The sequence below is a fragment of the Ochrobactrum sp. XJ1 genome, assembly GCF_024701725.1.
In the GTDB taxonomy this organism is placed as follows: Bacteria; Pseudomonadota; Alphaproteobacteria; order Rhizobiales; family Rhizobiaceae; genus Brucella; species Brucella anthropi.
The window spans coordinates 94,666-118,840 of sequence record NZ_VDGD01000005.1 but is presented as its reverse complement, the minus strand read 5'-3'; the positions used below and the strand labels follow the sequence as shown (position 1 = coordinate 118,840).

The following is a 24,175-nucleotide window of genomic DNA, read 5'->3' as shown; positions in this document are numbered from 1 at the left end:
ATGCTAATATCTAACCATGGCGGTTTGCCGCTATACATGAAGGCCAAGAAAGATGTGCGAGAAGTTTACGGTTGAGACAATGCAGGCGGGTAACACCAACTGCACGGCGCGCATTTATAAGGGCGCCAAGTTGCTCTCTCCGCCGCCTGTGGTGTTGCACCTTCACGGCGGTGCTTTCTCGGTCAACTGCCTTGGTGACTGCGAGCGTGTTGCCGAAACACTTGCCGAGGCAGGTGCGGTGGTCGTGTCGCCAGAATATTCGTCGGCCTGCCTCAACCCGTTCCCGGCGGCGCTTGAGATAGCCTACTCCATTTTGTCTTCGATGCGCGCGCGTTGCCCTGAATTAGCGCACAAGAAGTCGATGCTGTTCGTCGCCGGTGAAGAGGCGGGCGGCAATATTGCTGCCGGCGTAGCCCTCATGGCGCGCGATCAATATCTGACCGAACTCAAGGGTCAGATACTGCTTTCGCCCATGCTCGACCCCTGCCTCGCCACGGCGTCTTTCCGCAAGTATTGCCCGGAAAGCGCCGTCCAGACGATGTCGGATGGCTGGCAGCATTATCTGGGCGAGTGTGCGGGTTTCACCCACCCCTACGCCGCGCCTGCCCTGTGTACGCGTCTTGCTGGTCTGGCACCCACCTTGCTTGTCACCAGCGCCCAGTGCCCGATGCGCGATGAAACGCAGGCCTATGCCGAGCGTCTCCGTCAGGCGGGCGTGAAGGTACAATCGCATGTCCTGCCCGGGAAAGCTGGCTGGATAGCCGAAAACAAGGTGGCGGGCACCGACTGGTCGCCACAGGAACATAAACTTATCGACCTGTTTTCCGATTTCTTCCGGCAGGCAGGAGCAAAGTCAATCGCAGCATAACATCAGTTTTAAAGTCCTCCCAAGCTTTGATCTGGTGCTCACATTGAAGCCGGCCCCCACCGGTTAGGAGATACAACAATGACATCGATCACAGCCCGCCGGGCCCTATGGGGCGCCGGCCTGAGTATCCTATTGTCTGCAGCCGGCGGCGGCGCCATTCTCTTTGGCGCGCCTCACCTCAAGGCCGATGCTGCAACCGATATTTCCGCTCCACCGCCCGCCGTGCCGGTTTCGGTCGCCAAGGCAGAATCGCGACGCATCGTAAGCTGGGAAGAGTTTTCCGGCCGTCTGGAAGCGATTGACCGGGTAGAAATTCGGCCGCGTGTCGGCGGCGCCATCCTGAAAGCCCATTTCCGCGAAGGCGCTCTGGTGAAACAGGGTGACCTGCTCGTCACCATCGATCCCGAGCCCTATGCGGCGGCGGTCGAAAAGGCAAAAGCGCAGGTTTCCGCTGAAGAAGCCCGCGTCGCACTGGCCAAGACCGAACTGGAACGCGGGCGCCAGCTCGTGACCACCCGTACGATCGCCCAAAGCGGCCTCGACCAGCGCTCCAGCGCCTATGATGAGACGCAAGCAAGCTTACGTTCCGCCAAGGCAGCCCTGCGTTCCGCCGAGCTCGATCTTCAATATACCGAAGTGCGCGCACCGATTTCCGGTCGCGTCGGGCGGCTGGAAGTCACGGCAGGCAATCTCGTTGCGGCAAGTTCCGCCTCGCCGGTCCTGACCACGCTTGTTTCGGTCGATCCGATCTATGCAAGCTTCAGCGCCAATGAGGAAGTCGTCACCAAGGCGCTTGCCAAGCTTGCAGCCTCGCCTGGCGGAAACGCCATCGAGCGCATTCCTGTCCAGATCGGCACTGCTTCCGATGAAGGCACCCCGATTTCCGGCCATATTCAGCTCATCAACAATGAAGTCGATGCCACAACCGGCACAATTCGGGTTCGTGCGGCAATCGACAATCCGGACGGAAGGCTCATTCCGGGCCAGTTTGTCCGCATTCGTTTCGGTGAGCCGGAACCGGATGAAAAACTGGTGGTGAGCGACCGGGCGATTTCTTCCGATCAGGACAAGAAGTTCGTCTTCGTGGTCGGCACGGATAACAAGGTTGAATACCGGCAGGTAGTTCTTGGTCGCAATTATGACGGCCTGCGCATTATCGAAAGCGGGTTGAAGCCCGGCGAGAATATCGTCGTGAACGGCCTGCAGCGCATTCGTCCGGGCGTGGTCGTCGCACCGCAACCGGTAACCGAAACACTTGCCCAGAACTAGAGCGGTTCCAGTTTGAACGGAATCGTGGAACCGCTCTATCTCTTTGCTTGTACGCATTTACCTCACGCAAAACCGCTTCGCACTTTTGCTGGAAATGCTCATTGAAACAGTGCGCGCCTGAAGCGCGCATAAACGCAAACACTCAGCCTAAACAACCCGCGAGAACACTTGTTCCCGCGGGCCGGGAGAGTCTTTGCCTTCCCGCTTAAGGGGGATAAACAGATGAACTTTTCACGCTTTTTCGTCGACCGCCCGGTCTTCGCTGGCGTTCTGTCGGTCCTGATCTTCGTTGCCGGTCTGATCGGCATGACAGGTCTGCCGATCTCGGAATATCCGGAAGTCGTGCCGCCACAAATCGTAGTTCGCGCGCAATATCCGGGCGCCAACCCAGCCGTTATTTCCGAAACCGTCGCCACGCCGCTTGAAGAACAGATCAACGGCGTCGAAGGCATGCTTTATATGCAGAGCCAGGCGACCGCCGACGGCGTCATGACGCTGACCGTCACATTTGCGCTCGGCACCGATCCCGATCAGGCCCAGCAGCTGGTGCAGAACCGTATTTCGCAGGCCGAACCGCGCCTGCCGGAAGAAGTGCGCACCCTTGGCGTCACAACTGCCAAAAGCTCGCCCGACCTGACGCTGGTGGTTCACCTCATCTCGCCCGATGGCCGGTATGACGTGAACTATCTGCGCAACTATGCCGTTTTGAACGTCAAGGATCGTATCGCCCGTATTCCGGGCGTCGGTCAGGTGCAGATATTCGGCGGCGGTGATTATTCGATGCGCGTCTGGATTGACCCGCAGAAGGCAGCCGAACGCGGACTTTCTGCAAGCGATATCGCCACTGCCATCCGCCAGCAGAACGTTCAGGCTGCTGCCGGTGTCATCGGCGCATCGCCGTCCGTTTCGGGCCTCGACCTTCAGCTATCCGTCAATGCGCAAGGCCGTCTCCAGTCACCGGAAGAGTTCGCGAACATCGTCGTAAAATCGGGCAGCGAAGGTGAAATCACCCGGCTGGGCGATGTTGCGCGTGTCGAAATGGGCGCAGCTGATTATTCCCTGCGCTCGCTCCTCGACAACAAGTCAGCGGTTGGCATGGGTGTGTTTCAGGCACCCGGCTCCAATGCGCTTGAAATTTCCGAAAACGTCCATGCCGCCATGGCCGACCTGAAGAAAACTATGCCGGAAGGCGTGGATTTCGACATCGTCTATGACACGACGGCGTTTGTGAAAGCCTCGATTGAGTCGGTCATTCATACCCTGCTTGAAGCCATCGTGCTGGTGGTGATCGTCGTTATCATGTTCCTGCAGACATGGCGCGCCTCCATCATCCCACTGGTTGCCGTTCCCGTCTCCATCGTCGGCACGTTTGCGGTGATGTATGTGTTCGGCTTCTCCATCAATGCGCTCAGCCTCTTCGGCCTCGTGCTTGCCATCGGCATCGTGGTCGATGACGCCATCGTGGTGGTGGAAAATGTCGAGCGTAACATCGAGCAGGGCCTGTCGCCGGTCGAGGCAACCTATCGCGCCATGCAGGAAGTGTCCGGGCCGATCATCGCCATCGCGCTGGTGCTGGTTGCGGTCTTCGTGCCGCTTGCCTTCATCACCGGCCTGACCGGTCAGTTCTACCGCCAGTTCGCTCTCACCATCGCGATCTCGACGGTGATCTCCGCCTTCAACTCGCTGACGCTTTCGCCTGCTCTGGCAGCTCTGCTGCTGCGCGGTCACGATGCGCCGAAGGATCGGCTGACCCGGATCATGGACAGGCTGTTCGGCTGGTTCTTCCGTGGCTTCAACCGTTTCTTTGGTGCAAGTTCAAACGCCTATGGACGCGGCGTTGGCAGCATTCTCTCGCGCAAGTCGCTGGTGATGGGCCTCTATGTCGTGCTGCTCGGCGTCACCTTCGTGCTGTTCCGTGCAGTGCCCGGCGGCTTCGTTCCGGCGCAGGACAAGCAATATTTGATCGGCTTCGCGCAATTGCCGGATGCGGCAACGCTCGACCGTTCGGAAAATGTGATCCGCCGCATGAGCGACATTGCCCTCAAGCATCCGGGCGTGGCCAATGCCATTGCCTTCCCCGGTCTGTCGATCAATGGTTTCACCAACTCGTCGAACTCCGGCATCGTTTTCGTGACGCTGAAGCCGTTCGAGGAGCGTAAAACCCCGGAACTTTCGGCCAATGCCATCACCGGAGAACTGAACCAGCAGTTCGGCGCCATTCAGGATGCTTTCATCGCCATGTTCCCGCCACCGCCCGTTCAGGGTCTCGGCACGACAGGCGGTTTCAAGCTCCAGCTTGAGGATCGCAACGGGCTTGGCTTCAAGGCGCTGGACGATGCGACCAAAGCGTTTCTCGCCAAGGCCTATCAGACACCCGAGCTGGCTGGTCTCTATTCGAGCTACCAGATCAATGTGCCGCAGCTTTATGCCGATCTTGATCGCACGAAGGCACGGCAGCTGGGCGTGGCGGTAACCGATGTGTTCGAAACCCTGCAGATTTATCTGGGTTCGCTCTATGTCAACGACTTCAATGCCTTTGGACGTACCTATAGCGTGCGCATTCAGGCCGACGCGAATTACAGAAGCCATGCCGAAGATATCGGCAAGCTGAAGGTTCGTTCGCAGTCGGGCGAGATGATCCCGCTGTCGGCTCTTCTGAAAGTCGAGCAGACCGTAGGTGCGGAACGCGCCATCCGTTATAACGGCTTCCTTTCCGCCGATATCAACGGCAACCCGGCTCCCGGCTTCTCGTCCGGGCAGGCACAGGCTGCCATCGAACGGATCGCGGAAGAAACCCTCCCTCCGGGCATCGCTTACGAGTGGACCGATCTGACCTACCAGCAGATTCTCGCCGGTAATTCAGGTTTCCTCGTCTTCCCTCTGGCGTTGCTGCTCGTCTATCTGGTTCTGGCCGCGCAATATGAAAGCCTTGTCCTGCCGCTGTCGATCATCATGATCGTGCCAATGGGGATCATGGCCGCACTCACCGGCGTCTGGCTGACAGGAGGTGACAACAACGTCTTCACCCAGATCGGCTTGATAGTCCTTGTAGGGCTGTCGGCAAAGAACGCGATCCTGATCGTGGAATTCGCCCGCGAGCTGGAGCTGTCCGGACGAAGTGTCGTGCAGGCGGCGGTCGAGGCAAGCCGGTTGCGTCTGCGCCCGATCCTGATGACCTCGATGGCCTTCATCATGGGCGTGGTGCCTCTGGTAATGTCGACAGGTGCTGGCGCGGAAATGCGCTCAGCCATGGGTGTCGCAGTCTTTGCAGGCATGATCGGCGTGACGGCCTTCGGCATCTTCATGACGCCGGTGTTCTATGTGCTGATCCGCAAGCTCTCAGGTGAACGTCCGTTGAAACATGCAGGTGCAAAGATCGAAGCCCCGCATCTGGCGCCGGGGGAATAACCCCGGCATCACCTCAAGACCTGACCAGAAGGGCCGGAGCAATCCGGCTCTTTTCATGTAATCAGCGGATTTATTTTCTTCGCGTCGCGATATCGCCCGATTCTGTTTCTTAAGAGGGAGCTTGCTCGATGCATGAAGGAGAAGATTGTTGCAAAAGACCGGTTTGCTTGCCCTCGCCCTTGTTGTCACTGCGCTAACAGCGTGTTCCGAAACAACGCCCGGCCCGTCGGCAAGTGCCGCTCCTGCAAAACCGCCTGTCGATCCGACACCCATCACCGGCAACTGGTGCAGCTCCGACGGCCAGCGGTTCTCCATTTCCGGCGAGCGTTTTGACAGCCGTGACAGCCAATGCTCCGTAACACGGATAAACAATTACGAAGGCACGTTTACCGTGGCCATGTCCTGCACCGCCAACGGTCAACAGTCGAACGAAAACATCACTATTTCACCTGTCGGCCAGTCGCTGCATATCTCGTTCCTGTCCATGGGTGGCAAGCGGGCAGTGGTGAGCCGCTGCGCCTCCTGACCGCCCCTAAATCACATTACGGCATAACCATGATTTGGCGCGATTTTCGCGCCAGATGCGTTTTTACGAGCAGAAGCGTTGCGTTTTCCAGACGGAGATTACGGCGAATGCCCGACTAAATCATGACCAAACTATGGCAAATGATGTTCCGGGACAATGTGATGCGACAGGGCGGTCCCGCTCTGCTAAACTTGCCGTTGCAATGCCACACCCAAACTGAAGGGAGACAGACATGAAAGTCGTATTCGTGACTACAGCTGTCCTCGCTCTGTCGGTTACAGCTGCGATGGCAGACTGCACTTATCATAATGCTCAATCCTCCACGAAGATGGAGAAGCCTCAGACAACTGCAAGCATTCAGACAACGGCATCGGAACAGAAATAGCTGCCGGAATGTTTGAAGCTGAACTGCCATATTTTCATTTGTGACGATCGTGGCCATAAGCAACCATCGTCACAAATTTTATGAGCTAGAACTTCACGTTAAACGAAGTGTTGAAGCCATTCCGGCTCCGCTGCGCCATTCACGTGAAGTGTATTAGTTTTCGGAGGTACACTTCTTTTACACACCTAACTAACGGTGGGGACGGCGCAACGTCGGGAAATCGCGAGAATCTTGAAAAGGTGATCGGAAAATTATCCGCTTTGGCAAAAGTGCAAAAAAAAGCGCGCCCTCCAGATGAAGGACGCGAAAGAGGTGCAAGCTCGCTCTGATCGAGGAACCCGAACGGCAGGTTCACAAGGCTCGACCAGATGCCAGTCGGCCATTCTTCCCGGAAAGCAACAATGATTGCAGGATCGGTTTTTATTCGTAGCTCGAAACGCATCGCTCCGAGAGTAACCGTTATCGCCGCTTCTGCGCTATCCGGACTGGTTGGCTGCTTATCGACCCCGACTCCCCGCGGCCGATAAGCAGCCCCCGCCCAATTTTTGCACCGGCCTCCTAAGCCCCAACAGGCCGGCGATCATTTAGTGAACGCTCCAGTAGCGAAAAACAATTCCCCTATTCAGGGGGATACACTATAAAGAAAAATCTACTCATATAGCCCAGAATGACTTGTAACCGCCGGTAGAGATTGAAAGATTTTGTGAATCAGTTTGATATTTATTTGGAATTGGACCAAAATTTTTTAGTGTTATGCGTGAATTGTCGCTTTTGAAGGGGAATTTCGCTCGGCAAACTCAAGAGAATCTTGAAATTGAGCACGTCATCCCGTTTAAGCTGGATACATTCGCAATTTTTGTTTCTGGAGATATCTCACGTGTCATGCGCAAACTGGATGCTCGCTTACCGGCGTCTTCTGGCGCTCCGGGCACTGATCGCGTTTTTCGCCATCTGCCAAATCGTCCTTTTCACCGGCGCGGCTGATGCTTCGCCGCCCGCATCAGTGACGATCACGCTGACCATCATAGCTCCAAATGGAACGACACGTGTATTGAGCACTGATGACTTCACGAAACTGCCGCAGAACAAGCTGCAGACCAACACCGCATGGACCGAAGGCCCGCAGGATTTCGACGGCGTGCTTCTGCGCGATGTGCTGGCGACGGTAGGTGTAGACGGAACGGAAGACGGCAACCACTCGATCACGGTGCTTGCGCTCAACGATTACAGCATCAGCATTCCGCTGGAGGACGCCTATAAATACGACGTGCTCGTCGCGCACAAGATGAATGGCAAGGAGTTGAACCGGCGAGACAAGGGACCATACTGGATCGTCTACCCGCGCGACCAGCACGAGGAACTGAACGATTCGCGCTATGATCACCGCTGGGCATGGCAGCTGAAGCAGATCGAGGTGAAATGATATTAAAGCGGGGCTACATTCTTTCCGGCCTTGTCATGGTGGGGTTTGCGGCCCTGCTCGCTTATGCTTTCATTCAGCTTCTCGTCATCCAAAAATCACTCGCAACCTATGTCGGCGAAAACATGGTCTGGGCGATCACCCAGACCGAACGCGACGCCGGCCGTCTGGGCGAAACCGCACTGACACTGCCGAGCGGCAACACAAACACCGCCGATCTTTCGCTCCGTCTTGACGTTCTCTACAGCCGCTTTGCGCTTCTGGCCGATACCCCGCAGAAGAAATATTTCGCGCGTATTCAAGGCGGCGCCCAAACCATCCAGCGTAATGCCGACCGGCTTCCCCAGATCGAGGCGATGATCGACGCGGAGCCAGACAAATTCGATCCGATCGCCATCTACGAGGCACTGGTTCCCATGCGGGAGGAACTGACCAAGGTTGCCAATGATGCTATGATACTGGAGCGTGACCGTGGCGGCGCACAGCGCGACCAGCAATTGCAGTCGATTTATCTGATCATGTTCGCGGTGCTAGGCATCATGGCCACCGGCGCAATCCTGTCCTGGCAGGTGTTTTCCAACATGCGCAAGGCCGAGCGCGCCCACAAGGCGCTGCAGGAATACAAGCAGCAACTGGAACACACCGTTGCCGACCGTACTGCCGCCTTGCGTGAGGCACTGGAAAGCGAGCGCAAGGCGAAGGAGCTCTACAAGAGCTTTATCACCACAGTGTCGCACCAGTTCCGCACGCCGGTATCGATTATCGACATCATCGCGCAGCGCTTTATCCGGCGCGCCGACGAATTCACGCCCGAAATCATCGTCGACAAAGCCAAGCGAATGCGGAATGCCAGTCGCCGCCTGATCCTGCTCCTGGAGAGTACGGCAAACGCCGAGCGTCTCGATGAGAATGGATTTCAGATCAACCGGCAACCAGTCGATTTCTCGGAACTGGTCCGCAATACCTGCGCCTATCATCAGGAATTGCATCCGGAGCTGGAGCTGGTCACAAACATTCAGGACAGCGAGACCTTCTGTTATTGCGACGGCATTCTGGTCGAGCAGATTCTGGTCAACCTGCTTGGCAATGCCACCAAATACTCCCCTGCCGACAAGCCCATCGAGGTGACCACCGAAGAAGACGAAAACGGGTTCAGATGCATCGTCCGCGATTACGGTATCGGCATACCGGCAGAGGATACCGACCGCATATTCACGCGCTTTTTCCGCGCCAGCAATGCATCGCACATGGCAGGCACCGGCCTTGGTCTCAGCCTGTCGCGCGCTTTGGCCGAATTACACGGCGGAACGCTTGTCTTCACTTCGGTTGAAGGACAAGGTACGGTGTTTATTCTGACTCTACCAAAGGTGGCCCAGCATGCGACTACCTGAAATCCTCCCCGTGCCGACCGTCCTCTGCATCGAGGATGAAACCCATATTCTGGAAGAACTGATCGATGAGCTGAGCACTTCGGGTTTCAACGCTGTCGGCGCGGCCAACCCGATCGAGGCTATGCGCGTACTGGACGCGACAACCCCCGACATCATCATTTGCGATATATTGATGCCCGGCACCAATGGCCTGCAGTTTCTGGAACAGATTCGCGGCGCCCGTTCCGAACTGGCCGGAACACCATTTTTGTTCCTGACCGCTCTTGCCGACCGCAGCCATGAGTTGACAGGGCGGGAGGCAGGCGCTGACGATTATCTGACCAAGCCAATCGATTTCGACGTTCTCATCCTCACAATCCGCGCCAGGCTCAATCTGGTCGCACGGGTGAAAGCCATATCCGCCCATCCGCAGGCGATAGAACCGGAAGGCGAGTTCATCCATCTTTCGCGCAGAGAAACCGAAGTGCTTAAAGAGATCGGGGACGGGAACAAGAATGGTGAAATCGCCCGCAAACTTGGACTGTCGGAACATACAGTCAGCGACTATGTGAAAGCCATCTATCAAAAGCTGAGCGTTTCTTCTCGCGCCGAAGCAACCCGTGAAGCCATAAGGCGCGGTCTGGTTGACATGAGATAAGCGAACAAGTTCAAACATATTTGTTTGGGTATGGCCGGTAATGATCTCGACAATCAGAAAGCCCCAAATTACGGTTTGATCATGGAGCAACGGGTTCGACGACGTGCTGTCTTCTTCATTGGCGGCTATGACCCAAAAACGCCCGAGGCGTTTTTTGGACGATTGAATAGAGAAATCAAGCGGTTCGAGACACTCTGGGGCGTTCGTTCCGATGTTTCGAATGTTAGCATCTCGCCTGATTGCGAGTTCGGCTTCGTATCGATCAAAACGGTTCCTGCCGATGACGATTGGAACACCGAAACAGACTTCAATTTTCTTGTACTGGACAAAATTGTGCTGGCGGATTTCGATCGCCCGCTTCCGGTCAGGCTGGCCAAATATCTTGCCGCATTCGGCGATTTCGTCGTAACCGGCACAGCTTTTCGCTTCTTTACCAAAGCCTGGCGTTTCGGGCTCTATTTCCTCTACCCGTTTCTCGCCGCCGCCTTATTTGCAGCAGCAGGCTATGCCGTGGCCCGCTGGACTGTTCAATGGCTTGGGGCAGCCAGCTGGCTCGTCGGTCTGGTGGTTTTTTCCGCAGCCCTCGCCGTTCTGGGCAAGCGATGGTCCACAAATCATCTGATGGATCTGTGGTCGTTTTCGCTCAATTTCATTCGGGGGCGGCGGCAGGACGCCGAATCCCTGATGCAGCGCTTTGCAGCCGGCATCGTCGAGCGCATCACCGCAAAACATTATGACGAAGTTATTCTGATCGGTCACAGCACGGGCGGCATGCTGATGCTGGACGTTGCCGCGCGCTGCCTTGCCACCGATCCGGAGTTTAGCAGCCGCGCGCCCAAAGTGACGGTCCTCACGCTTGGTTCAACCGCGCTCAAGGCAGGCTATCACCCTGCAGGCAGACATTTTCGCGAAGGCGTGCAACGGCTCGTGGACGATGGCAAGATCGACTGGGTGGAAATCCAGTGCCTGACCGACGCGATCAACTTCTACAAGACCGATCCCGTGGCCGAAATGGGCCTGAATCGGGAGCCACAGCGTCCCTTCCCCGTCACAAGGACCGTGCGGATGAAGGAAATGCTACAGCCGGAAATCTACAAGCGTGTAAAACGGAACCTTTTTCGCGTGCACTATCAATATGTATTCGGAAATACGAAACCCTATTGGTATGATTTCTTTCAGATTTGCTGTGGTCCGATCTCGCTTAGAGACCGGACGGATGACCGAATAATTGGTGCCCTGCCAAAAAAGGAAACTATTGCCGAATGACACCGACACTGGCCACAATCGTCTGGGCTATCGGGCTTGTTGCCTGGGTTGTTATCCGCATTCCGCACCAACGGCGCGCGCGCAAGATCAAGGTTACGAACAATGCAAAAACGCTGGCCGATCAGCTGGCGCTGGGTGCGGCGAGCGTCGGCCTGTCGCTGGTCCCGATTGTGTTTGTCTCAACCGGCTTTCCCGCCTTTGCTGACTATTCTTTCCAGCCATGGCTGGCCTGGATCGGCATGACTGTCGAGATCGCGTTCCTCTGGCTTTTCTATGCAAGCCATCGCCAGCTGGGCAAGAACTGGTCCATCTCGCTTGAAATCCGCCGCGAGCACAAGCTGGTGACGGACGGGCTTTACAAATATGTCCGTCATCCGATGTATATGTCATTCTGGCTGTGGGCGATTGCCCAATTCTGTCTTCTGCCGAACTGGTTCGCGGGTCTGGCTGGCCTTGTCGGCGTCGCTATCCTCTATTTCTATCGGGTCGATCACGAGGAGGCGATGATGCGTGCGACATTCGGCACATCCTATGACGAATATGCAAGCCGAACAGGCCGTGTCTTTCCAAAAATCAAGTTCTAGTGATTTGGCTGAAACGGATCGGCGCTCTAGATACCTGTTCCAGTATATCGCGTTCAAAGTCGTTTCATCGTTCTCGAACGTGCTCCAACGAGTAATCGAAGATGACTTCAAAGCCGAACAATTTCCGTCCGAAATCCTTGACCCGTCGCGGCCTGCTGTTTGCGGGGGCTGCATTTGCGCTCTACGGCAGCCCGGCACAGGCAGCGCCGAAAACGTCTTCCAGAATCTCGCCGGAAGCCGATGTCTATCTTCTGCGCGGTTTCGGGGACGTCTTCTCCACTGGCATCGATGAGATCGGCAAGCAGTTGCAGGCCAACGGAGTGGATGCGCATGTCGAGGGGCATCAGGCCTGGCGTTTCGTGCTGAACCAGATACTCGCCGATCAGCGAAAGAACCCACGCGCACCCGTGGTACTGATCGGCCATTCGCTCGGCGCCAATGCCGTCATCGACATTGCAACCGCGCTTGAAAAGAAGGGCATTCAGGTCACTTATATGGCCACCTTTGCGGCCACCGCGCCTGCCCCGCTGCCCGGTAATATAAAGCGTGTCGTGAACTTCTATTTCAAGCAGCATGGCTGGGGTCTGCCGCTCGCCGCCGGTCCCCGTTTCAAGGGCAACCTCAACAATCGCGACTTCTCAGGCATGAAGGATATCGGCCATTTCAACATCGAAAAGCAGCGCCCGCTTCAAGACGAGGTGGTTCGCAATGTGCTGAGCATCGTACGATCAAGATGACTTCAAAAGCCGTTTGGCGGAAGAGAATGGGAGTCGAACCCACCAAAGACCGTCTATCGGCCCCTCCCGGATTTGAAGTCCGGACATGCCACCGGGCATGCATCCCTTCCAAATATTGAGTTCATTATATAGTTTCTTTCACGGCAACGGCTTTGAGTGGCGTTTAGCCGCCCAATTTCTACCATTTCCATTTTTCATCTTTGCTAGCGCATTACTGATCATGCCGTCAATCAGTGCAGCAGCATTGGCCTGTATGCCCTCTGCATGGCTATCTAATATAGATGGGAGCACGAGGGCCTGAAAGAAGCGACAAGTGGCTTGATCGCGTATTGGCTGTGCGGGCGCAGGACAAGAAAATATAGCAGTCATTCGTTGGGTAGTCCGCTAGGTTCAACTTTCTTGAATTCAATAGTGTAGCCAAGACGATAGAGAACCAGAGCGCAATATCGAAGGGAAGGGTTTACGCCTTCCATAAAAAGCTGACTTACGCGTGATCGCGACACACCGAGCATATTTGCAAGATCTGAATGTGACATGCCTCGCTCCTCGAGAGCTGATCTGAGAGTATCTTGAAATGCAATTACATGATCTTCAGAAACGTATTTCTCTACGTCATCCCAACGTTTCATTATTCTATTCATCGCTCGCCCCCCTCAATCCCCCTTGATGCGAGAAGCAGTCTAGGGCTGGTCTGTTAACTTTGCATGTTGGAAATCTCGACGGTATTCCTTGGTGAGTTGTTAAAAAAGAGCCCCTCAGCGTGATCGCACGGGGTCGGAGGTCATATGTCATCGGCACCTCAAGAAGTTCGAGCTTGTAAAGACCTAACGTTCAACGTTCATTCAACCCGTAGAAGCTTCTCATGACTTGGATGTAGGTGGGTTTGTAAGCCCTGTTGAACTTAACTGTGTGCTTTTGAAGTCGAACAGCGATTTTGTGACATCCAAATTCTGCAAAGCGCGTTGAAGTGTTTTCACCATTGAACGGCTCGCGCAATTTGAGATGCCGAATGGCATTCTCAACTTCTGAGCTTTTCATGATCCCCGTGGGTAATCCCAACAAACAATGGCCTGACGCACCTAGCGAATATCAGCGCGGCGCTTGGCATACGTACTGGGCAAGCTTCCAGATCGGCAAGTCAAGCCTGCAAGGCTGCGCGCGGCTGTCGATGTGTCTGGCGCGAAGTGATATCAATGCAGCATGCGAGATGGCGCTAGCCAAAATTTTGTTCCGCGTGATGCAAACAGATCGTACTCAGCAAGAATGCAGGAACCGTCGTGCGCCAAGCCGTTAGTGTTAGCTGCGAGAATGGAGCGGACACCGTGGGGTCGCTGGAATTTCTGATGCGCCAAACAAGCGGATAGTTCGCTGAGAGAAGCGTTTTGATAGTAACGAGCTTTGTTCTCTATTAATCTTGCCCGTCACTGGATGATGCAGGTTCCCGGCCAGTCGCTGCACTGCCGGTTGGCGCAGCCACCAACGGCGGCTAGAACGAGCAACAAGCAGATTGTAGTCGACAGAGATTTCATTTTGTTCCTCCGGTCTGTGGTGCTTCCCCTTGCGCGAGATCGCCGAACAAATCCAGCTTGCGGCGGTTCAGGCGACGTATGTCTCCGCGTCTTATCGTGACACTGTTGCGATCGAAGAATTCCAGTATCTGGATCGCCACCTTGCGACCACTATCCACCCGGTCGCGAAATCGCGCCGCGATGAACCAGCCACTATCAAATGCCGCATCCATATCCGACAGGATGCCGATCATTTCAGCAATCGTTCCCCGCAGGAAAAAATGGTCTTGCGCCACTTCATGCACCCGGCCCATACGCCCGGAAAGCTTGAGCAGGCGGCGAATATCTTCCTCCCGTTCATCAAGCAGACCTGTAATATCGCGCACGCGCGGCGGACGAAAACGAGCCTCACCGCCAAGCAACGGTGCTATACGCTGCCAGAGCGCCTCGTCGGCATCGCTCATCGTGACTTCATGGTCGCGCAGGCGAAGCCAGGCGCCGTCCAGTCTTAGCAGGTCCGCCTCGACCAGCGCAGCAATGGCAGCGCGAAAGGCGGGCGCTGGCAGGCGCGGTTTCAACAACAACCGCAGCCGTTCGACACCCATGCCGATCAGGTCTGGATTTTCGTCATGGAAGGTGGCCAGTAGCGCCAGAATATCGTCACGCAGAGCGTCCCATCGTTCCGGCAATAACAACAGCACGGAATTTGCCTGCGGGAGCATTACGGCATCGAGCGCGTGCGCCAAACCTTGCGGGTCGTCCGCCAGCGCGCGGTCGCGCAGGAATGCCGTCGCATCAAGATAGTAAGGTTCAGCAGTCAGCAGTGCGCGTGCCGATTCTACCGGGTCGTCAATGGAATGGGCGTCAAGCTGTGCCATGCGCTCCGGACTGCGGCGCTTGCGTTGCGGCGGGCGCAGATCGAGAAAACGTCCGCCGCCAATGGTGCGTTGTGCGGACACATCGCGGATGACGAAGCGGTCTCCGGCTGCAGCCGAGACAGGACGATCCAGCACCAGTTGCACCCGATCTTCGGTGCCCGGCTGGAGCTCTTCATCCCGCAAAAGCACGATGCGGGCACCGACTTCCGTCGAGGCATGATGCAAGCGAACCGGGAACCACTGACCGATCGGCTTTTTTTCCGAGGAGAGGATTTGCAATAATGCATCGATGCGGTCCGTCGGACGATGAAGGCTTGGCAGCACCAGCATATCGCCGCGATGTATCGCCTCTTTCGATATGCCGTCACCTGCCAGATTGAGCGCGCAGCGATCACCCGCCTGCGCTATTTCGCTTGGCTGGTTCTGCGCACGAATGGTGCGGATACGCGCCTCCTTGCCAGACGGGCTGATGACCAGATGATCGCCAATGGCGGCCTTGCCGGACAGCACCGTGCCCGTGACCACTGTCCCAGCGCCCTTGAGCGTGAAGGAGCGGTCCACCGCAAGACGAAAGCGTCCGTTTGTCCGCCGCTCACCGAATGCATGCGCTTGCACTTCCAGCAGCGCCTTCAGATCGTCGATCCCGGCACCCGACACGGTGGAGACCGCCAGCACGGGAATGTCGGCAAGTCCCGTCAGCGCCAGTTCATTGCTGATAGCGGTTTCAACTTCAACAAGACGGTCAGGTTCGACAAGATCGGATTTGGTGATGACGGCGATGCCACGCCGGATACCGAGCAGGTTGACGATTGCCAGATGTTCGCGCGTTTGCGGCATGATCCCGTCATCGGCAGCGACAACCAGCATGACGAAATCGATGCTCGCCGCACCGGCAAGCATCGTATGCACGAATTTTTCATGCCCCGGCACGTCAACAAAGCCGAGTATGTCCTTTTCGTCGCCGGTCAAGGGCAGATAGGCAAAGCCGAGATCGATGGAAATGCCCCGCGCCTTTTCCTCCTTCAGCCGGTCCGTGTCGACCTGTGTAAGGGCGCGCACCAGCGAGGTCTTTCCATGATCGATATGCCCCGCCGTTCCGACGATCATGGCTTTTCGTTCAGCGCATTGCGCGCTGCCTCGATGAAAGGAGCGGCAAGCGTGCTGCCGCCCGCCTCAGCGCGCAGCAGATGTTCGTAAGCCGACGAAGGATCGCGTTCCACACCCATGCCAAGATGCAGCGCCGCGCCGAGCATGGCTTCGCCATCCGGATCGCCCGCAGCGGACGCATTCCGCCACCAGTAAACGGCCTGAGAGGGATCGCGCGGCACCCCGAGAGCATTATGATAAATCATGCCTAGCCGCGTCATGGCTGCGGCTATGCCGCCTTCCGCCGCCTTCAACGCCCATTCGCGCGCCTCAACCGGGTCGGCGGTCATTTCCTCCCCTTCCATGAGCATCCAGCTCAGCATGTCCTGTGCCTGCGGGTCCCCCTGTTCTGCGGCAAGCCGGTACAGCCTTGCAGCTTCCGGATAGTCGGCTTCGATATCTTCGCCCTTGAACAGCAGCGAAGCCAGATTGCGTTGGCCGGAAGCATCGCCGGCCGCGGCAGACAGGGTCAGCCAGCGTTGCGCAAGGACGACATTTTTCTCAACGCCCATGCCGCCCGCAAAGCAGGCACCGATATTGTTCTGCGCGCGCGCATTGCCTGCACGCGCCAGCGGCTCCCAGATGGAAAGCGCCGCTGCGTAATCACCCGCCTTTGCAACGACAAGCGCCTTTTCCAGCGCTTGAGCTGTCGTATCCGGCTTGGGCTTGCGGGTGAAAAGATCAGCGAGCCGCATAGGATGACAGGTTCCGAACGAAACTGGTCTCGTCATCAAGGCAGCGCAGATCGAGCACGAGTGCGCCCTTTTCGATCCGCCCGATGACCGGCAGAGGCAGTGCGCGCAATGAACCGCCGAGCGCTGTCAGCGCGGAGCCGCTACCGTCTTTCGGCACAATCGACAATCCGGCGCTTGGAACGGTCGAGAGCGGCAATGCGCCGGAGCCGATCTGGCTGGCGCAATCTGTCACCGCCACAATGAAAGCCGGGCCGAGTATTCTCTCCAGCCCCGGCTTGAGCCGTGCCGCCTGCGCGGCAATTTCGGTCTGCGGACGCGCCAGATAGCGAATAGTCGGCAGCTTTTCAGAAAGTCGTTCCGGATTACGATAAAGTTTCAACGTCGCTTCAAGTGCTGCGAGCCTGATTTTGTCCACCCGCAAAGCACGCTTCATCGGGTTCTTGTTAATACGGGCAATCAGATCGCGTCGCCCGACAATGAAGCCCGCCTGTGGTCCACCGAGAAGCTTATCGCCGGAAAAGGTGACGATATCTGCACCTTCGGCGACCGCTTCGCGCACTGTCGGCTCGTGTGCGAGACCGAAGGAAGTCAGATCGGCAAGTGTGCCGGAGCCAAGGTCATTGACCAGCGGCACGCCTTTGGCCTGCGCAATAGCGGCCAGTTCCGCCGCTGAGACTTCCCGCGTAAAGCCTTCAATCCGATAGTTTGACGTGTGGACCTTCAGTACCAACCCTGTATCGGGGTTGATTGCATTCTCGTAGTCACGCGGATGGGTGCGGTTGGTGGTGCCCACTTCGACAAGTCGTGTCCCGGCGCGGGTCATGATGTCCGGCATGCGAAACGCACCGCCGATCTCGATCAGTTCGCCGCGTGAAACAATGGCTTCCTTGCCCAAGGCAAGGCTGTTCAGCGCCAGCAGCACGGCGGCGGCATTGTTGTTGACGACGGTGGCATCTTCCGCTCCCGTCAGCTCACAGACAAGCGCCCGCAGATGATCATCGCGCTCGCCACGCCCGCCCGATGACAGGTCAAATTCGAGCGAAACCGCCTGCCGCATGGCTTGTGTGGCAGCCTCGACAGCTGCTTCGGCAAGAATGGCGCGCCCCAGATTGGTGTGCAGGACAGTTCCGGTCAGATTGAACAGCGGACGCAGGCTCGATTGCCGTGACGCTTTAAGCAAGTGGAGAACCCGCTCAGCCAAATGCGTGTTACTGGAGAGCGAGGCGCCGGATTTCACCGCCTCGCGCTCGTCGCTCAAAACCTTGCGAATAGCCTCAGTCACCGACGCACGGCCAAAACTCTCCAATGCCCCGGAAAGCTCCGCCATTTGCAGGATGGCATCCACGGACGGCAGGTGGCGCAGCGAAGACTTGATCTGGTCCATGCTTCCTCACAGTCCGGCAAGAAGCGGCGAGAAGCCGCCTCGCCTGTAAGGCGTCTCACGCATCAATATATCAAGGCCGAGGCTCGCAACATCGTCGGTCATAGGATCGGCATCCGCCGATAGCTGCTGATAGATGATCTTGACCCAGCGCTGGCATTCGTCGCAGGTTTCAGCCTTGATAATGCCGCCACCTTCCTCGACTTCCTTGTAGCCGATACCCTTTGTCGAGCCGCAGCACACACATTTGACCCGGACATAGTGCCAGAGCGTGTTGCAGACGGAACAGGAGCAGAAACGCGCGCCATGCGCACCGTGCCAGCCCACGACCATCGAGCTTGACGGAATGCTGCCGCAAGTCGGGCAGACGCCATCGGCAACGGGTTTCAGCGACTTCGGGTCAAGCGCCGCTGCAAGCCGCGTGAAATGGAGTTGCAAGCCTGCCCAGACATAGATATGTTCAGCAATTGCTTCCGGCGGCAGAATACCGGCGAAAACTGCCTCGATCATTCGGCAACGCGCACCGGCATCGCTGTTCGCCACACGTTCCAGCGCATCGGCGGCATCTTGCGGTTTGGCGATCGTGCGGGCGTGCTCGAACAGCCGGTCGAAGACAGTCCCGAGTGCTGATTCCGATATGGCATCCGCACGATCGATCGCTGGCATGCCGAATTCCCGTCCCCGGTCGTCGCCGTGTCGCGCGGCGACAGGACCGAGACCAGCCGCTATTTCAGACTGTGCCTCGCTCAGGTCGGCAATGAACTCCAGATAAGGTTTCAGCGGGCTGACCGAACCCAGAAAACGCAGACGCTCTGCTCTTCTGGCAAAAAGCGCGCCGGGGTCCGGCAATTGCACGAAGGGTGGGGCCGATATTTCGCCGATGACCGTCGGGTCCGGCACCAGATCTTTCTTGCCTGCCATGTCACTCCTCACGAACCCAACGGGTCACGTAAACCACGGAATATTATTACCCTCTAGGACGCCGAGTAAGTTCAGGCGGCAGGCTTGCTGCCGCCTTGCTTCACTTTCTGCTTCGATGTCAGTTCGCGCAACCACTTGCGGTGATGTCGCCAAGCCCAGCCACCGGTAACCGTGCCGCGTGTCATCGCATTGATCGTGCCCTTGACCCAGATCGCGGCATAGACGTGCACGATCCAGACACAGATCGCCGCCACCGCCGCCATAGAATGGACAAGCAGGGCCCAACGCTGCTGATTGATGCTGGTATAGGAGCCAAAATATTCGTTCCATATCATCACGCCGGAAACAATCAGGATGATGATCAGCAAGGACATGGACCAGAAAACGAGCTTCTGACCGGCATTATATTTGCCTACTTCAGGCAGCTTTTCCTCATTGCCGGAAATCACGTCATTGGCATGTGCGAGCCATTGGCTGTCTTCGCGCTTCCACAGATTGGCGCTCCAGAAACGCACGAAAAGCCCCAGAAAGCTGAAGAACAGCACCACGCCAATCCATGGATGGATGGCGCGTGTCCATTGTCCGCCGCCGAACAGGCCCGACAGAAAAAACAGCGATGGGTGGAACATCGCAAGGCCGGACAGGGCCAGCAGCACGAGACTGATGGCGGTGATCCAGTGATTGATGCGTGCGCCACCGGAATAGCGATGCACCTTGACGGGCTTACCGAGTTCTATCCCGTCACCGCGTTCAACATCGTCAAAGTCGGTCTTGCTCATGAGCTTTTCTCTCCCGTGAGCTTTTCGGCCTGTTCCTCGTCATGCTCTGTCACGACGTTCGGACCCTTGAAGATATAATGCAGCAGACCTGCTGCCGCAGCCAGCCCCATTGCGGCCATGCCTGCATATTTGGACACACCCTTCCACGCTTCGACAACCGGGCTGATGCGCGGATTGTTCGGCAGGTTGGCGTAGATTTCCGGCTTATCGGCGTGTTGCAGCACATACATGACATGCGTGCCGCCAACGCCCGGCGGATCGTAGAGCCCGGCATTTTCGAAGCCGCGCGATTTCAGATCTTTGATGCGGCCATCGGCCCATTCCTTCATCTCGTCCTTGGTACCATAGACGATGGCCTGTGTCGGGCAGGCCTTGGCACAGGCCGGTCCCTGTCCCACCGCAATGCGGTCGGAGCAGAGCGTGCACTTATAAGCCTTGTGGGTTACTTCCGAAACACGCGGAATGTTGAACGGGCACCCCTTGATGCAATAGCCGCAGCCGATACAGTTATCGTGGATGAAATCGACGATACCGTTGGAATATTGCACGATTGCGCCTGGCGCCGGACATGCCTTGAGGCAGCCGGGGTCTTCGCAATGCATGCAGCCGTCCTTGCGGATCAGCCACTCCAGATTGCCGGTGTCGGGATTGTCCCACTCGGTAAAGCGCATCAAGGTGAAGGTGTTCGGCGTCAGATCGTGCGGATTGTCATAGACACCCACATTGATGCCAACCTCCTCATGCGTGTCGTTCCATTCGGCGCAGGCCGACTGGCAGGCCTTGCAGCCGATGCATTTCGACACGTCGATGAGCTTCGCCACCTCGGTCTGGCGCTCGGCAGGCGGCGTCACATTCGACGCCGACCGCCTGATCAGGTCCTTGTCACCGAAACGCGGCTGTTGCGGCTGGACGCTAGGATTGGGAACGGGTGGAAACATCTCTAGTCCCTCCTAAGCTACAGGCGCGCTTGAGCGCTCGATATTGACCAGAAACGCCTTGAACTCCGGCGTTTCAATGTTCGCGTCGCCGACGAAAGGTGTCAGCGAGTTCGGACCGAAGCCCTTGCGGGCGGCCCCCATGAAGCCCCAATGGAGCGGGATGCCGACCACATGCACCGTCTTGCCGTCGCAGATGAGCGGCTTGATGCGCTTGGTCACCACGGCCTTGGCCTTGACCGAGCCGCGCTTCGACCACACCCGCACCCAGTCGCCCTTGGCAATGCCCTTTTCCTTCGCCAGCTCTTCCGAGATTTCCACGAAGAATTCCGGCTGCAGAACGGCATTCACTGTGACGTGCTTCGTCCAGTAGTGGAAATGCTCGGTCAGGCGGTAGGAAGTCGCCGCATAGGGGAATTCCTCCGAGGCCGTTTCCGCGAACTGCTTGAAGTCGTCGTTGAAGACGCGTGCCACCGGATTGCCCCGAACCTTCGGCGCGATCACATTGGCGACAGGCGATTCAAACGGCTCGTAATGGGCCGGGAACGGACCGTCACGCATCATGCCGCGGCTGAACAGGCGCGAAGAGCCTTCCGCATTCATGATGAACGGACCGACCTCGTTCGGCTTGGCGGTCGGCGCGATGTCCGGCACGTCATAGCCCGTCCATTTCGAACCGTCCCATTCGATGAGCTTGCGGCTCGGGTCCCACGGCTTGCCGTTGAGGTCGGCGGAGGCGCGGTTATAGAGAATGCGACGGTTTGCAGGCCACGACCAAGACCAGTTGAGATAGGCGCCTGTCTCGTCCGGATCATGGTTGTCGCGGCGAGCCATATTATTGCCAGCCTCGGTGAAGCAACCGGAATAAATCCAGCATCCCGATGCCGTCGAACCGTCGTCGCGCAATGCCGCAAAGCCGGACAGAAGTTTGCCAGCCTCGGCAACCACCTTGGTCGGATCGGTTGGATCGGTCACCGTGCCAATCGCTCGACCGTTCAGTTCCTTGGCCAGTTCTTCAGCCGTCGGTTCGCCCTCATCCTCGTAATCCCAGACGAGATTGAGGATCGGATCGGGGAAAGCACCGCCTTCCTTACGATAAAGCTCCTTCAGCCGCAGATATATCTGCGCCATAATCCAGTTGTCGGTCTTCGCGTCGCCGGGCGGCGTAGCACCAGGCCAGTGCCATTGCAGCCAGCGTCCGGAATTGGTGAGCGAACCCTCATCCTCTGCAAAGCAGGTGGAGGGCAGCTGGAACACTTCCGTCTGGATGGAAGCCGAATCCACATCGTTGAATTCACCGTGGTTTTCCCAGAAACGGGAGGTTTCCGTTTCCAGCGGGTCCATCGTCACGAGGAATTTCAGCTTCGACAAAGCATCGGTCAGCTTCTTGCGGTTCGGCACCGCCATCAGCGGATTGAAGCCCTGACAGACATAGCCGTTGACCTTGCCTTCATACATCATGTCGAAGATACGCAGCATGTCGTAATTCGGCACGTCGAGCTTCGGCAGCCAGTCATAGACGAAATCGTTTTCGACGGTCGCAGCACTGCCCCACATTGCCTTCTGGAAACTGACGAAGAACTTGCGATAGTTCTGCCAGTAGCTCGTCTGGTTCGGGCGCAGCGGCTTGAAACCGCGTGTCGACATATAGATTTCGAGATCGGTTTCCTTTTCAACCGGGATATTCATATAGCCCGGCAGAAGATTGGACATCAGACCGATATCGGTCAGCCCCTGAATGTTGGAGTGACCGCGCAGCGCATTCATGCCGCCACCACGCACGCCGATATTGCCGAGGATCAGCTGCAGCATCGCCATGCAGCGAATATTCTGCGACCCCTTGGAATGCTGCGTCCAGCCGAGCGCATACATCGACGTCATCGTCTTGTCGGGCGCCGAACATTCGGACATCATCTCGGCCACTTTCAGGAATTTCTCCTTCGGCGTGCCACAGATGCGTTCCACCATTTCCGGCGTGAAGATCGAAACATGCTGCTTCAGGAGGTTCCAGACGCAGCGCGGGTTCTGCAACGTGTCATCGACAACCGCATAACCGTCATCGCCGATCACATAATCCCAGCTCGAGCGGTCATAATCCCGCTTTTCCTCGTCATAGCCGGTAAACAGCCCGTCCTTATATTCGAAGCCATCCTTGATGATGTAGCTGGCATTGGTGAAATGCTTCACATAATCCCACTGCACCTTGTCATTCTGGATGCAGTAATTGATGACGCCGAGCAGGAAGGCGATATCCGAGCCCTGCCGGATAGGCGCGTAGAAATCCGCCACGGAAGCCGTGCGCGTGAACCGCGGATCGACGACGATCAGCCGGGCACCGCGGTTGGCCTTGGCCTCCGTCACCCATTTGAAGCCGCAAGGATGCGCTTCCGCCGCATTGCCGCCCATGACGACGACGAGATCGGTGTTCTTGATATCGGTCCAGGAGTTGGTCATCGCTCCGCGGCCAAATGTTGGGGCGAGACTCGCCACCGTCGGGCCGTGTCAGACGCGTGCCTGGTTATCGAATGCAACTATGCCTGTGCTGCGCACCACCTTGTAGGTGAGAAACGCCGTTTCATTGGTGGTCGCCGAAGCCGCAAGGAAGCCTGTCGAGGTCCAGCGGTTGACCGTTGTGCCTGCCGCATTCTTCGCGATGAAGTTGGCGTCGCGGTCGTCTTTCAGATGCCGCGCGATGCGGTCAAGCGCATCTTCCCAGGCAATCTGTTTGAACTCGGACGAACCCGGTTCGCGTACCTGCGGATATTGCAGACGGGTCTTCGCCTTGACGAAATCCTTCAGTGCCGCGCCCTTGGGGCAAAGCGTGCCGCGATTGGTCGGGTGATCCGTGTCACCTTCAACGTGGATCAGCTCGGCCTTTTCGCCTTTCCTGACATCACCCTTGGAATAAAGAATAATACCGCAGGCGACCGAGCAGTAAGGGCAGGTATTTCGGGTTTCGGCCGTGTTGGTCAACTTGAATGGGCGAATGGATTCGGCATAGGCGCTTTCCACTGCACCAAAACCGAAGGACCCAAGCGCCGAAGCCGCCACTACCGCCCCCGTTCCGCCCAGAAACTGGCGGCGTGAGAGCTCCACATTCATTGCGCTGCACCTCCCTGATCGTCAGAAGAAAAACGCCGAAGCATATTCTTCTTTAAATTGGACTTGCCTGACATCAGTTCACCGCAATAAAACCAAGTTGTCAACCGAACAGCAGGCTAAAAAAATTAACAATAAGGTGCATTTATCAATAACATGACTTTAATTGTCAGGTATTAATACATGGACTTCATTACGAGAATGACTTGAAAACGCGCTGGCTGATTGACGTTCCTGTGTAAAAACGCCAGACTGCTTTTGTGGCTTCTTTTGTTGCTCCCGAGTTTCGGGGCCTGAATTTTGAGTGGCTCTTGCCTCGCGTCGGCTTGTTTAACCCGGTGC

Annotated in this window: 19 protein-coding genes and 1 tRNA gene; 11 read left to right on the top strand and 9 right to left on the bottom strand. The window is 57.0% G+C overall.

Features of this window, described 5'->3' with window-relative positions; translation table 11 throughout:
- Nucleotides 1-52 precede the first annotated feature (52 nt).
- The 10 genes from FG152_RS10325 to FG152_RS10280 all read left to right on the top strand — a co-directional run bounded on the left by FG152_RS10325 (nt 53) and on the right by FG152_RS10280 (nt 12,491).
- On the top strand, nt 53-868 hold the full coding sequence (locus tag FG152_RS10325) for an alpha/beta hydrolase (protein WP_105529331.1): 816 nt from the start codon (nt 53-55) through the stop codon (nt 866-868).
- A 78-nt stretch (nt 869-946) separates the two neighbouring features.
- Nucleotides 947-2,137: an efflux RND transporter periplasmic adaptor subunit gene (locus FG152_RS10320; protein WP_036579624.1), complete on the top strand. Its 1,191-nt coding sequence runs from the start codon at nt 947-949 to the stop codon at nt 2,135-2,137.
- Nucleotides 2,138-2,359: 222 nt separating this feature from the next.
- Nucleotides 2,360-5,545, top strand: coding sequence for an efflux RND transporter permease subunit (locus FG152_RS10315; RefSeq protein WP_151607035.1), 3,186 nt, complete (start codon nt 2,360-2,362; stop codon nt 5,543-5,545).
- 148 nt (nt 5,546-5,693) lie between these two features.
- Nucleotides 5,694-6,071: a hypothetical protein gene (locus tag FG152_RS10310; RefSeq protein WP_010660837.1), complete on the top strand. Its 378-nt coding sequence runs from the start codon at nt 5,694-5,696 to the stop codon at nt 6,069-6,071.
- A gap of 1,262 nt (nt 6,072-7,333) precedes the next feature.
- Nucleotides 7,334-7,879 (top strand): putative pterin-binding protein, encoded by a 546-nt coding sequence (locus FG152_RS10305; protein ID WP_235917008.1) that lies wholly within the window; start codon nt 7,334-7,336, stop codon nt 7,877-7,879.
- Complete coding sequence (locus FG152_RS10300; RefSeq protein ID WP_151607039.1) at nt 7,876-9,267, top strand: sensor histidine kinase; 1,392 nt, start codon at nt 7,876-7,878, stop codon at nt 9,265-9,267. Before FG152_RS10305 ends, FG152_RS10300 begins: the two co-directional genes overlap by 4 nt.
- Nucleotides 9,254-9,904 (top strand): response regulator transcription factor, encoded by a 651-nt coding sequence (locus FG152_RS10295; RefSeq protein ID WP_043061600.1) that lies wholly within the window; start codon nt 9,254-9,256, stop codon nt 9,902-9,904. Before FG152_RS10300 ends, FG152_RS10295 begins: the two co-directional genes overlap by 14 nt.
- 81 nt (nt 9,905-9,985) lie before the next feature.
- Nucleotides 9,986-11,170 carry an alpha/beta fold hydrolase gene (locus tag FG152_RS10290; RefSeq protein WP_151607041.1) on the top strand — a complete coding sequence of 395 codons (1,185 nt, stop codon included), beginning with the start codon at nt 9,986-9,988 and terminating at the stop codon, nt 11,168-11,170.
- On the top strand, nt 11,167-11,754 hold the full coding sequence (locus FG152_RS10285) for a protein-S-isoprenylcysteine O-methyltransferase (protein WP_498986376.1): 588 nt from the start codon (nt 11,167-11,169) through the stop codon (nt 11,752-11,754). Before FG152_RS10290 ends, FG152_RS10285 begins: the two co-directional genes overlap by 4 nt.
- 101 nt (nt 11,755-11,855) lie before the next feature.
- A complete protein-coding gene (locus FG152_RS10280; RefSeq protein WP_080692071.1) occupies nt 11,856-12,491 on the top strand; it encodes an alpha/beta hydrolase family protein in 636 nt (211 codons plus the stop codon).
- Between the two features lie 14 nt (nt 12,492-12,505).
- Here FG152_RS10280 and FG152_RS10275 read toward each other — a convergent pair.
- Both FG152_RS10275 and FG152_RS10270 read right to left on the bottom strand, forming a co-directional pair.
- Nucleotides 12,506-12,601, bottom strand: a tRNA-Sec gene (locus FG152_RS10275).
- Nucleotides 12,602-12,856: 255 nt separating this feature from the next.
- Nucleotides 12,857-13,120: a helix-turn-helix domain-containing protein gene (locus FG152_RS10270; protein WP_166942908.1), complete on the bottom strand. Its 264-nt coding sequence runs from the start codon at nt 13,118-13,120 to the stop codon at nt 12,857-12,859.
- A 380-nt stretch (nt 13,121-13,500) separates the two neighbouring features.
- On the opposite strand from FG152_RS10270, the gene FG152_RS10265 reads away from it, so the two are divergent.
- Complete coding sequence (locus FG152_RS10265) at nt 13,501-13,785, top strand: hypothetical protein (RefSeq protein WP_151607061.1); 285 nt, start codon at nt 13,501-13,503, stop codon at nt 13,783-13,785.
- A gap of 231 nt (nt 13,786-14,016) precedes the next feature.
- On the opposite strand, the gene selB is transcribed toward FG152_RS10265, so the two are convergent.
- The 7 genes from selB to fdnG form a co-directional block, all read right to left on the bottom strand.
- Nucleotides 14,017-15,984 (bottom strand): selenocysteine-specific translation elongation factor, encoded by a 1,968-nt coding sequence (gene selB, locus FG152_RS10260; RefSeq protein WP_151607063.1) that lies wholly within the window; start codon nt 15,982-15,984, stop codon nt 14,017-14,019.
- Entirely contained in the window at nt 15,981-16,718 is a 738-nt protein-coding gene (locus FG152_RS10255; protein WP_151607064.1) for a tetratricopeptide repeat protein, read from the bottom strand. Before FG152_RS10255 ends, selB begins: the two co-directional genes overlap by 4 nt.
- Nucleotides 16,705-18,102 (bottom strand): L-seryl-tRNA(Sec) selenium transferase, encoded by a 1,398-nt coding sequence (gene selA / locus FG152_RS10250; protein ID WP_151616427.1) that lies wholly within the window; start codon nt 18,100-18,102, stop codon nt 16,705-16,707. Before selA ends, FG152_RS10255 begins: the two co-directional genes overlap by 14 nt.
- A 6-nt stretch (nt 18,103-18,108) precedes the next feature.
- A complete protein-coding gene (gene fdhE / locus FG152_RS10245) occupies nt 18,109-19,020 on the bottom strand; it encodes a formate dehydrogenase accessory protein FdhE (protein ID WP_010660826.1) in 912 nt (303 codons plus the stop codon).
- A gap of 71 nt (nt 19,021-19,091) precedes the next feature.
- Nucleotides 19,092-19,799, bottom strand: coding sequence for a formate dehydrogenase subunit gamma (locus tag FG152_RS10240; RefSeq protein WP_010660825.1), 708 nt, complete (start codon nt 19,797-19,799; stop codon nt 19,092-19,094).
- A complete protein-coding gene (fdxH, locus tag FG152_RS10235; protein WP_010660824.1) occupies nt 19,796-20,737 on the bottom strand; it encodes a formate dehydrogenase subunit beta in 942 nt (313 codons plus the stop codon). Before fdxH ends, FG152_RS10240 begins: the two co-directional genes overlap by 4 nt.
- Before the next feature lie 12 nt (nt 20,738-20,749).
- The gene (gene fdnG, locus FG152_RS10230; protein ID WP_151616425.1) at nt 20,750-23,836 is read right to left on the bottom strand and encodes a formate dehydrogenase-N subunit alpha; all 3,087 of its coding nucleotides are present in this window, start codon (nt 23,834-23,836) and stop codon (nt 20,750-20,752) included.
- Nucleotides 23,837-24,175 lie beyond the last annotated feature (339 nt).